Below are 759 nucleotides of genomic sequence, written 5' to 3' on the forward strand. Positions count from 1 at the left end.
GAAGGAGACCCGAACCAATGCTTGCTCGCCGCTTCACCATCGTCTGCCTGCTGATGAGCCTGTTTGGAATGTTCTTCGCCATCCTCGTCGCTGAAGCGGGCCGTCCGGCCCGCGCCTGGGACGATGCCAGTTCGAGAACCTGCCGCCTTGCCTGCCCCACCCACCTTCGCAACTGAACACAGAAACCAAGACCTCGAAAAGAAAAGCTGAAACACCATGAACCGCATCGCCGCCAACGCTCTCAAGACCCTTCGGCTTCTGCCGCGGGCGGCGCTTATCCTGACGGTTCTGGCCGCTCCGGTTCTGGCCGTGCCGATGATGCGCACTGACACCGGCTCGACGATCGACGCACCGGCTCTGAACAAGTCCGGCGTCGGTTTCGTGCTCCTGGTCAGCCTGCAGCGCGGTTGAAGAAAAATGACGCTTTGGCGGCCTTCGGTCGCGACACCCCTCCCAAGTGCCGATCCGAGTCTCTATATTGAGCCATGGAAAAGCGAATCTACCCACAAGCTATCGAATCTGTCGTCATGCCGGAGCCTTTTGGCCGGCAAAGCTTTGATAGCGCTGAAAAGGCAGTCGCGGCACTGCAGGCGCTTTACGACCGCAACACCAAATTCCTGCGCGACTCCTTTGCAGAACTGGCGGCAGCGGGCGGCGACAATGGCAAGCGCTACCGGGCCTTTTATCCGGAGATCGGCGTCACCACCAACTCGTTCACCCAGATCGACTCGCGCCAAGCCTATGGCCATATGCCGACAC

Annotated in this window: 1 protein-coding gene and 1 pseudogene; both read left to right on the top strand. The window is 60.2% G+C overall.

Features of this window, described 5'->3' with window-relative positions:
- Positions 1-216 precede the first annotated feature (216 nt).
- Positions 217-411 (top strand): hypothetical protein, encoded by a 195-nt coding sequence (locus EN935_RS38665; RefSeq protein WP_127264634.1) that lies wholly within the window; start codon positions 217-219, stop codon positions 409-411.
- A 74-nt stretch (positions 412-485) separates the two neighbouring features.
- Positions 486-759: pseudogene (locus tag EN935_RS38670) on the top strand (AMP nucleosidase); the annotation flags it as partial.

The sequence above is a fragment of the Mesorhizobium sp. M7D.F.Ca.US.004.03.1.1 genome (assembly GCF_003998635.1).
In the GTDB taxonomy this organism is placed as follows: Bacteria; Pseudomonadota; Alphaproteobacteria; order Rhizobiales; family Rhizobiaceae; genus Mesorhizobium; species Mesorhizobium loti.

Coding starts and splice junctions, on each gene's coding strand:
- EN935_RS38665 (WP_127264634.1), top strand. CDS start 217: ATGAACCGCATCGCCGCCAACGCTCTCAAGACCCTTCGGCTTCTGCCG.